This is a genomic window from Pararhodobacter sp. CCB-MM2 (assembly GCF_001691415.1).
Classification (GTDB): Bacteria; Pseudomonadota; Alphaproteobacteria; order Rhodobacterales; family Rhodobacteraceae; genus Pararhodobacter.
Genome location: NZ_LRRR01000057.1, coordinates 1 through 7,379 on the forward strand (window position 1 = coordinate 1; position 7,379 = coordinate 7,379).

The 7,379-nt window shown below is 66.4% G+C and carries 8 protein-coding genes; 3 read left to right on the plus strand and 5 right to left on the minus strand.

Going from position 1 to position 7,379, the window contains the following annotated elements:
- Positions 1-31: 31 nt before the first annotated feature.
- A complete protein-coding gene (locus BCY78_RS23995; protein ID WP_068306852.1) occupies positions 32-832 on the minus strand; it encodes a crotonase/enoyl-CoA hydratase family protein in 801 nt (266 codons plus the stop codon).
- 152 nt (positions 833-984) lie between these two features.
- Between BCY78_RS23995 and BCY78_RS24000 the strand changes: the two genes are divergently transcribed.
- Positions 985-1,329: a cupin domain-containing protein gene (locus BCY78_RS24000; protein ID WP_068306854.1), complete on the plus strand. Its 345-nt coding sequence runs from the start codon at positions 985-987 to the stop codon at positions 1,327-1,329.
- A 120-nt stretch (positions 1,330-1,449) separates the two neighbouring features.
- Positions 1,450-3,108 (plus strand): NAD+ synthase, encoded by a 1,659-nt coding sequence (locus BCY78_RS24005; RefSeq protein ID WP_068306856.1) that lies wholly within the window; start codon positions 1,450-1,452, stop codon positions 3,106-3,108.
- 4 nt (positions 3,109-3,112) lie between these two features.
- Here BCY78_RS24005 and BCY78_RS24010 read toward each other — a convergent pair whose 3' ends face one another.
- The 4 genes from BCY78_RS24010 to BCY78_RS24025 all read right to left on the minus strand — a co-directional run bounded on the left by BCY78_RS24010 (position 3,113) and on the right by BCY78_RS24025 (position 5,994).
- Positions 3,113-3,832, minus strand: coding sequence for a tellurite resistance TerB family protein (locus BCY78_RS24010; RefSeq protein WP_068306857.1), 720 nt, complete (start codon positions 3,830-3,832; stop codon positions 3,113-3,115).
- Between the two features lie 84 nt (positions 3,833-3,916).
- Entirely contained in the window at positions 3,917-4,153 is a 237-nt protein-coding gene (locus BCY78_RS24015; protein WP_068306858.1) for a GlsB/YeaQ/YmgE family stress response membrane protein, read from the minus strand.
- Positions 4,154-4,157: 4 nt separating this feature from the next.
- Positions 4,158-5,345, minus strand: a complete 1,188-nt coding sequence (gene rlmN / locus BCY78_RS24020) for a 23S rRNA (adenine(2503)-C(2))-methyltransferase RlmN (RefSeq protein WP_139103313.1) — start codon at positions 5,343-5,345, stop codon at positions 4,158-4,160.
- Positions 5,346-5,463: 118 nt separating this feature from the next.
- Positions 5,464-5,994 (minus strand): hypothetical protein, encoded by a 531-nt coding sequence (locus tag BCY78_RS24025; protein WP_369808729.1) that lies wholly within the window; start codon positions 5,992-5,994, stop codon positions 5,464-5,466.
- A gap of 180 nt (positions 5,995-6,174) precedes the next feature.
- On the opposite strand from BCY78_RS24025, the gene BCY78_RS24030 reads away from it, so the two are divergent.
- Positions 6,175-7,158 carry an asparaginase gene (locus tag BCY78_RS24030; RefSeq protein WP_139103315.1) on the plus strand — a complete coding sequence of 328 codons (984 nt, stop codon included), beginning with the start codon at positions 6,175-6,177 and terminating at the stop codon, positions 7,156-7,158.
- The last annotated feature ends 221 nt before the right edge of the window (positions 7,159-7,379 follow it).

Genomic DNA, 7,379 nt, shown 5'->3' on the forward strand with positions numbered 1-7,379 from the left:
GGGTGGGCGGGAGTGCGCTTCGGCCGCTGCCTTACTCGTTCGGCCGAACGCGCGCGGCGGATTTGTCGGCGAAGGCCGCCAGCCGTCCCCGGCTCGCCGGCTGGGTGTTGACGATCCCTGCCACCACCGATTCCGCATAGGCCGCATCCAGCGCCGACATGTTCTGCATATGGCTGATCGCCGAGCAGATGGCGAAGTTCGACAATGGCGGGTTGGTCGACGCCGCGCGGGCCAATTCGTAGGCCTTCGCCTCGCTGTCCTCGACCAGATACTGCGCCAACCCGACCGAGATCGCCTCGTCGCCCTGATAAACCCGACCCGAGAGCATCATGTCGATCATCCGCGCCTTGCCGACCAGATCCGCCACCCGGATCGTCGCCCCACCGCCGGTGAACAGCCCGCGCTGCCCCTCGGGCAAAGCAAAATAGGTGCTGGCATCGGCCACCCGGATATGCGCGGACGAGGCCAGTTCAAGTCCGCCACCGACCACGGCCCCTTTCAGCGCCGCGATCACCGGGACGCCGCCGTATTCCATCTTGTTGAACGCCTCGTGCCAGCGCAGGCAGACATGCATGAAATCCTCGGGCCGGCGGTCTTCCTGATGATGCTCCACCAGATCGAGACCGGCGCAGAAATGCGTCCCGGCGGCCTTCAGCACCACCGCCCGCACGCCCGAGCGCGGCACGACGGTGAAGATGTCGATGAGTTCGTCCACCGTCGCCGCATTGAGCGCATTGCGCTTCTCGGGGCGGTTCAGGGTGAGCGTGGCGATGCCGTCCTCGTCCACCGTCAGCGTGGTGAAGTCGAGTTTCAGATCGTCGAGATGGCGCATGATTTTCCTCCAGATTGCCGTAACGGTAGGAGGCGGGCACGCGCGAAGTCCAGACGCGACGCGGCGTCTTGCCGGGGCTGCGACGTGACGGCATTCTGGCCCCCCGGAATCATACCCGTCAGGCTATCATCCCTTTCAGACCGGAGCCCCGTGTGAGCGATCTCATCTTCCGCATGACCCAAGACGGCGTCGACCCCGATGTCAGCCGCCCCGACCCCGCCAATGTGGTCAAGGGCGACCCGGTGCACACCACCTGGAATTTCGAGGATCGCAACGGGCTCTATGCCGGCCTGTGGCAATCTACCCCTGGCGCCTGGCGCTTCGATTATTCGGAATGGGAATATATCCGCGTCCATTCCGGCCGCTCGGTGCTGACCTGCGACGACGGCACGGTGATCGAGATGAAGGCGGGCGATTCCGTCGTCATCCGCCCCGGCCTTTCGGGCGTCTGGGAAGTGACCGAGACGATGCTGAAGGATTACGTCATCCTCGAATGAGCGCCGCGCGGGACGGCGGGCCGGGCAAGGCGAGTATTTGGGACAAGGTGAGAGGGCAGGACGCGCTTTCCCTCGCCGTCAGGGCTGCTATGTATCGCTGGAGCAGATGACGGACCCGCGATGACCCAGACCTTCCGCCTGACCCTGGCCCAGCTGAACCCGACCGTGGGCGCCCTTGCGGCCAATGCCGAGAAGGCGCGCGCCGCCTGGGCCGAGGCCAAGAACGCGGGCGCCGACATGGTCGCCTTCCCCGAGATGTTCATCACCGGCTACCAGACGCAGGATCTGGTGATGAAACCCGCCTTCGTGCAAGCCGCGATGGCCGAAATCCGCGCCCTGGCCGAAGCCTGCGCCGAGGGGCCGGCGATCGGCATCGGCGGCCCGCTGATCGAGGGCGGCGCGCTTTACAACGTCTATTATATCCTCGAGCGCGGTCGCGTGGCCTCGGTGGTGAAGAAACACCATCTGCCCAATGACCTCGTGTTCGACGAGAAGCGTCTCTTCACCCCCGCCGATATCTCGGGCCCCTATCGCGTCGGCCCGATCCGCATCGGCACGCCCATTTGCGAGGATGCCTGGCACGAGGATGTGGCCGAGGCGCAGGCCGAAAGCGGCGCCGAGATCCTGCTGGTGCCCAATGGCTCGCCCTATTCGCGCGGCCGCTTCGACACCCGCATGGGCCTGATGGTGCAGCGCGTGATCGAGACCGGGCTGCCGCTGGTCTATCTGAACATGCATGGCGGGCAGGACGATCAGGTGTTCGATGGCACCTCCTTCGTGCTGAACGCAGGCGGGCATCTGACGCATATGCTGCCGGGGTTCCTCGACAGCATCGTGCATGTCGATTTCACCGAGACCGACGAGGGCTGGCGCGCCGAGCCAGGCGAGAAAACCGCCCTGCCCGACGATTGGGAGCGCGATTACCACGCCATGGTCACCGGCACGCGGGATTACCTGCACAAGTCGGGCTTCAAGCGCGTGCTGCTGGGGCTCTCGGGCGGGATCGACTCGGCTTTGGTCGCCACGATCGCTGCCGATGCGCTGGGGCCGGAGAATGTCCACTGCCTCATGCTGCCGTCGGAATACACCTCGGCCCATTCGCTGGAGGATGCCGAGGCGGTGGCGCGGGCTTTGGGTACGAAGCTGGATACCGTGCCGATCAGTGGCTCGCGCGCAGCGGTGACCGAGGCTTTGGCGCCGCTGTTCGCAGGCCTCGCCCCCGACGTGACCGAAGAGAATATCCAGTCGCGCCTGCGCGGCCTGTTGTTGATGGCGGTGTCGAACAAGACCGGCGCGATGCTGCTGACCACGGGCAACAAATCCGAGGTCGCGGTCGGCTATGCGACGATCTATGGCGACATGAATGGCGGCTACAACCCGATCAAGGATCTCTACAAGACCCGCGTCTTCGAAACCTGCCGCTGGCGCAATGCCAACCATCGGCCGTGGATGCTGGCGCCCGAAGGCGTGGTGATCCCGCCGCGGGTCATCGACAAGCCGCCTTCGGCCGAGCTGCGCGAGGATCAGAAGGACGAGGACAGCCTGCCGCCCTATCCGGTGCTGGACGCGATCCTCGACGGGCTGGTCGAGCGCGAGATGTCGGTCGAGGAACTGGTCGCCGAAGGCTTCGCGCGCGAGACGGTGAAGAAGATCGAGCATCTGCTCTACATCAGCGAGTGGAAGCGCTTCCAATCGGCCCCCGGCACGCGCCTGACGACGCGCGCTTTCTGGCTGGACCGGCGCTATCCGATGGTCAATCGCTGGCGCGACCCGTCCTGACGGGTCACACGCCAGAATTGACCGTCAGTTCGATCTCGCGCTGAAGGCCGTCTTCGATGTTGAGGGCGCCGGCGAGGCGGTCGAGGTAGCGGCGCTCCTCGGGCGTGTCGGGATCCATGGCCAGCAGCGAGGCGGCGTAGAGCTCGGCCGCGACCTCAGGCGAGGCGGCATGGGCAGTAACGCGGGCCATGTCCAAGGGGGCCGCGAGTTCGTCCATCACGAAGGCCTTGGCGTCAGGGTCCAGCCCCAAAGTCTCGACATGCGAGAAGATCCGGCGCTGTTCCTCGGCATCGACATGCCCGTCCGCCTTGGCCCCTTGGATCATCGCCACAAGGATGCCGCGCGCGACGCCCTCGGCCCCGGCGGGGGTGTTCTGCGGCGCGAAGCGGCTGTCGGCGGGCGGCGGGGCGATCTGCGCGGGTGCGGCCTCACCCGAGCCGGATTGCCCGGCCTTGTGGCGCTGATAGGCAGTGTAGGCGAGCGCGCCGACGGCGGCGATGCCGCCCAGCTTCAGCGCCGTGCCCGCGCCTTTGCCCAGCATCTTGCGGGTGGATTTGTTGCCGATCAGAAGCCCGACGAGACCACCGCCCACCGCGCCTTTCAGGAGGTCATTGCGATTGGACGACCCGCCCTGGCCTGAGGTCAGCCCCCCGGCCATGCGCGCAAGGTCCTGCCCTTGCGAGGAATTCATCACCTGATCCAGAAGGCGGCGTGCGTCGAACATCGTGGTCTCCCCATAACTGTCCCTTTGCAGATGGGGACGCGAGGGCCGCGTTCAACGCAGAGCGCGCAGGCGCTCACCGAAAGTTCAGCGCTTGAGGTGCTGCCAGATCCAGATGAGCAGCATCGAAGCAATGAGAGCCAGCACGAAGGTTACGGCCCAGCCGCCGACCGTCACGAGCGCCCGAAGGCCCAAGCCGCCGACCAGCGCGCCGATCACCCCCAGCACCATGGCCGTGGGCAGATCGGTGTTCACGCGCATCAGGCGGGTCGCCAAAACCCCCGCCGCCGCGCCGATCACCACGAGGAGCAGCAGCGCGGGCATGGGCTCAGGCGCCGGCAGCCGTGCCGGCGGCCTCGGCGGCGATTTGGGCGCGCGACTTGCGGCCCCGCTCGGTCGCGGATTTCAGCTGGCCACAGGCGGCCATGATGTCCTCACCGCGCGGGGTGCGGATCGGCGAGGCATAGCCGGCCTTGAAGATGATGTCGGCGAAATCCTCGATCCGCTCCCAATCCGAACGCTGGTAGGGCGCGCCGGGCCATTCGTTGAACGGGATCAGGTTGATCTTCGCCGGGATGCCGCGGATCAGCTTGACCAGACGACGCGCGTCCTCGTCACTGTCGTTGACGTCCTTGAGCATGACGTATTCGAAGGTGATCCGCTCGGAATTCGACAGGCGCGGATAGTCGCGCAGGGCCTTCAGCAGCGTCTCGATGTTCCATTTCTTGTTCACCGGCACCAGCTTGTCGCGCACCTCGTCGGTGGTGGCGTGGAAGCTGATCGCCAGCAGGCAGCCGATTTCCTCGGCCGTGCGGGCGATTTCCGGCACGATGCCCGAGGTGGACAGGGTGATCCGACGGCGCGAGAGCGAGATGCCCTCACCGTCCATGACGATCTTCATCGCGTCGCGGACGTTGTCGAAGTTATAAAGCGGCTCGCCCATGCCCATGAGCACGACGTTGGAAACCAGACGCTCCTCACGCTTGGGCTCTCCGGGCGTGTTCCAGTCGCCCAGATCATCGCGCGCGACCATGACCTGACCGACGATCTCGGCAGCCGTCAGGTTGCGCACCAGCTTTTGCGTGCCGGTGTGGCAGAAGGAGCAGGTCAGCGTGCAGCCGACCTGCGAGGAAATGCAGAGCGTGCCGCGGCCTTCCTCGGGGATGTAGACCGTTTCGACCTCATGCCCGCCGTCGATGCGCAGCAGATACTTGCGCGTGCCATCGGCCGAGACCTGCTTGGTCACGACCTCGGGCAGCTTGATCTGGAAGGTCCGGTCGAGGAAGGCGCGGTAATCCTTCGACAGGTTGGTCATCGCGGTGAATTCGCGCACGCCCCAATGGTAGAGCCACTGCCAGATCTGGCCCTCGCGCATCTTCGCCTGCTTCTCGGGCGTCCCATGTTCGATCAGCGCCGCGCGCAGCTGCTCGCGGGTCATGCCGATGAGGTTCGGCGTCTCGCCCTCAGGGGCTTTGCGCGGAATGGTCAGGACGTCTTGGGTGATCGGGGCGGACATGCGCGTCTCCATCTGGCAGCGCGGCGGCATCAGGTTCTCTGGCTAGAAGGCCAGCATATAGGAAAAGACCGCCGGGCTGAACAGCCCGGCGGTCCCGAATTCTGTGCGGACGCGGCGCTTATTCGGCGCAGCGGCGCTGGGCTTCCTCGGTCGCGGCGGTGATGCCGAAGAGGTTGAACGTGTCCTGCGTGCGCGTGCCACGGGTCGAGCGCGCGCTGAGAACGGCGCTCTGGCCCCGGCGCATCGCGTCGAGAATGCGCTGATCCTCTTCCGGCGACGCGGCCCAGGCCCATTCGCCATCCACGATCAGTTGGAACGTATCCGTGCCGATCGTGACGTCGACGGTCGAGTCGCTCGCGAAGGGATAGCCCCCGGTGAACGAAACCTCGGCGGTCGAACCCTGTCCCTGACGGTAGGTCGCGAACAGCAGGATGTCGCCCCGGCGCACCGACACGGCCCGGCCGTCCCGCGTGTTCACCGTTTCCTGCGGAGCCGAGACGGCCCAGCATTCGCGCGGCGTGCCGTCAACGAAAACACTCCATGCGGTTTCTACCGCGACCCGGTTGGTCGAATCCTGCGCTTGCGCGGGAAGAGCGGCCGCCATGGCCATCACCGCGCCCATCGCGCCGAATTTGAACGATGCTGCCATCTGCCTTCAGTGCCTCCAGCGTGTGTCATTAACCCCGGCGTCCGGCCTTTTCGCACAAGGCTTTCACATGGCGCAACAGGGGTTTGCCCGGTAGATTGCGTCATACCGCGATTTTCGGGGCCTGAGAAACCCCCGTTGGCGGAATATTGCGCAACTGTGAAGGAGACGGGCGTGAGCGACGTGGCTTTCGGGGACGTGCCCCTGGTCGAAGTCTGGCGCGGCGGGCGGCTGGAGAGCCTGCACCGCGGCCATGCGGTGATCTGCGATTCCCGCGGCGTGGTGGAGAGTTGGGGCGATCCGGCGGCGGTGATCTATCCCCGATCGTCGTGCAAGATGCTGCAGGCGCTGCCGCTGCTGGAAACGGGCGCGGGTGCCGGACTGTGGCAAAAGCGGCTGGCGCTGAGCTGTGCCTCGCATCAAGGCGCGGCGATCCATACCGGCGCTGTCTCCGAGTGGCTGGCCGAGATGGGCCTGTCCGAGGGCGATCTGCGCTGCGGCGTGCAGGACCCGTCCGACGTGGCCGAGCGCAACCGGCTGATCTGCACCGGCGATTCCGCCTGCCAGCTGCACAACAACTGCTCGGGCAAGCACACGGGCTTCCTGATGCTGAACAAGCATCTGGGCGGTGGCTCGGAATATGTCGAGCTGGATCACCCGGTGCAGAAAGCCGTGAAAGCGGCCTTCGAGGAGGTCACCGGCGAGGACAGCCCCGGCTACGGCATCGACGGCTGCTCGGCACCCAACTTCGCCACATCGGTCGGCGGGCTGGCCCGCGCGATGGCGCGGTTTGCGACCGCGACCGAGACCGATGCGCGCGGCCGCGCCATGGTCAGCCTGCGCGAGGCAATGGCCGCGCATCCCGAGATGGTTGCCGGTGAAGGCCGAGCCTGCACCGAGCTGATGCGCGTGATGGACGGCGTGGCGATCAAGACCGGGGCCGAGGCGGTCTTCGTGGCGATGATCCCGTCCAAAGGGCTGGGCGTGGCGCTGAAGATCACCGATGGGGCGACGCGGGCCTCGGAAGCGGCGATCGTGGCGATCCTGTCGTGGCTGGGCGTGCTGGATGGCCAGCACCCGATGGCGCTGAAACGGCTGGGAGGGCCGCTGACCAACTGGCGGGGCAAGGCCTGGGGCGAGCTAAGGCTGGCCGAGGGGTTCTGCTGAGCCGGCAGGCGGTGCGCACGGCGACCGTCAAAAGGTGAGTATTTGCAACAAGGTGAAAAGGGGCGCGCGTCTGGCTGCGCCCCTTTTGTTTGCTGGATCATCCCGCGCGACGGCCGGGGGCGGCCAAGGCGCGCCGGGTGGGTGGGCGGGAGCGTGCCTTGGCCGCCTTATCCCAGAGGCCGCGCCGCTTCCTTGCGGGCGAAGGACTTCAACCCGGCCCC